Consider the following 1,950-nt stretch of genomic DNA (forward strand, 5'->3'; position numbering starts at 1 on the left):
GACACCAGCGACCGTCGACACCAGGACCGTGCAGCGGCGCCTGCGGGCGAACAAACCACGCTACATGGTCCCCGACCGGATCACTGCCGTCGACGTCTTCCCGACCCTGCCCTCCGGAAAGGTCGACACCACACAACTACTCACCGCCATGGCTGGCAGCCGACAGCTCGCCACACCACCCCGCACCGCGATGGAGGCATATGTCGTGAGTGTCTGGCGGGAAGTGCTGGGCATCGGCGTGATCGACCGCACCGACGACTTCTTCGATCTCGGCGGGAACTCGCTGCTGGGTATCCGCGTGCAACGCGCACTTCAGGAAGTTCTCGGCATCGACGTATTGCTCCAGGACATCTTCGAATCCCGCACTCCCGAGGCCCTCGGCAAGCGGCTCGACCATGCCCAGGGCGAGACTCGGGTCCCACCGTTGGTGCATCTCGAACCCGCGGATCCGCGGCTGCCGCGGCCGGTGTCTCCGATCCAGGAGGCGTTGTGGTTTCTGGAACAGCAGTCGCCAGGGCTCACGTTGTATCCGCTGCCCCTCGCCGTCCGATTCGAATATCCCGTCGACCCTCAACGGTTCACCGCGGCCCTGCAATGGGTGGTCCAACGCCACGAGGCGCTACGCACGGTGTTCGTCGAAGACGGCGACGGCTTCCCGACACAGCTGGTGCAGACGGCGGACGAAGCCCTCGACCACCGGGTGGAAGACTGGGCGGGACTACCTCTCGACGACTTCTACCGCACAACGCAGGACTGGTTCGCCGAGCCGTTCGATCTGAGCGCGGACGCCTTCCGCAGCCGGCTGGTGCGTCTGTCCGACAACGAATGGTACTGGCTGATCAACATTCATCACATGTCGGCCGACGGAGAATCGCTGGCGCAGGTTGCCGGAGAGATCGCGGCTGTGTATCGGGAGAGAGAACTGGCACCGCAACTGCTCCAGTACACCGATTACGCACTCTGGCAGCGCCAGCTGCTCACCGACGGCGCCATCGGTGAGGCCAGTGTCGGATGGTGGGAGCGGACCCTTCAGGGCGCACCGTTCGACGCGGACCTGCCGATGGATCGGCCGCGGCCGACAAGCCGCACCTACGCCAGCGCGGCGTTCGAAACCTACGTCTCGGCCGATATCAGCGCTGGCGTGAAGCGATTCGCCCAACGCAGCGCTGTCACCGAATTCGCCGTGTTGATGAGCGCATTCGGCAGTGTCCAGGGACGCTTTAGCGGGCAGGACAGCGCATTGGTGGGCACCGCCGTGGCCGACCGTCGCCGCCGCGAGCTCGACACCATGGTGGGCATGTGCCTCAACGGTCTGCCCGTCCGGGTCGACCTGCCCACCGCACGCACCTTCACCGAGGTCGTTCTCGACACCCATGACATGATCATCGGGCTTCTGGATCATCGCAACGTGCCGTTGGCCGAGCTCGTCCAGCGCATGGGAGTTCGACGCGAGCCCAACAAGCCTCCGATCTTCCAGACGATGATGGTGCTGGAAGACTTTGCCCCCGAGGCTCTACCACACCTGAAACTGGCCGACGACTGCCCGACACCGGAACTGAACTCCGCTGCGATCGGCGGTCTGGCCTACGGCTTCGATGTCTTGGTCCTCGTCATCCCGGAAGGCGATCGCTACCGCTGCGTCTGGGAATACAGCACCGAACTGTTCGACCGTGATTCGGTCGTGCGCTTGACCGAGGGATTCGAAGCGTTGTTGGGCGCGATCGTCGACAATCCCGGGGTGCTGGTCGGTGAGTTGCCGGTGATGGGACCGGAGGCTCGCGAGCAGGTGCTGTTCGGGTTCAACGGGCCGACTTCCGAGGTGGCGTCGGTGGTGCATGCAGCGTCGGCCTTCGATGCCTCGCCGGCGAATACCGAGGTGTATGTTCTGGATGGGAATCGCAATCCGGTGCCGATCGGTGTGCGTGGCGAGATCTATCTGGCCGGCGCCGG

Annotated in this window: 1 protein-coding gene; it reads left to right on the forward strand. The window is 64.7% G+C overall.

Going from position 1 to position 1,950, the window contains the following annotated elements:
• Positions 1–1,950: condensation domain-containing protein (locus tag K940_RS29850; protein WP_036529770.1), on the forward strand; the 1,950-nt coding region annotated here is incomplete at both ends.

The organism is Nocardia sp. CNY236 (assembly GCF_000482385.1).
Classification (GTDB): Bacteria; Actinomycetota; Actinomycetes; order Mycobacteriales; family Mycobacteriaceae; genus Nocardia.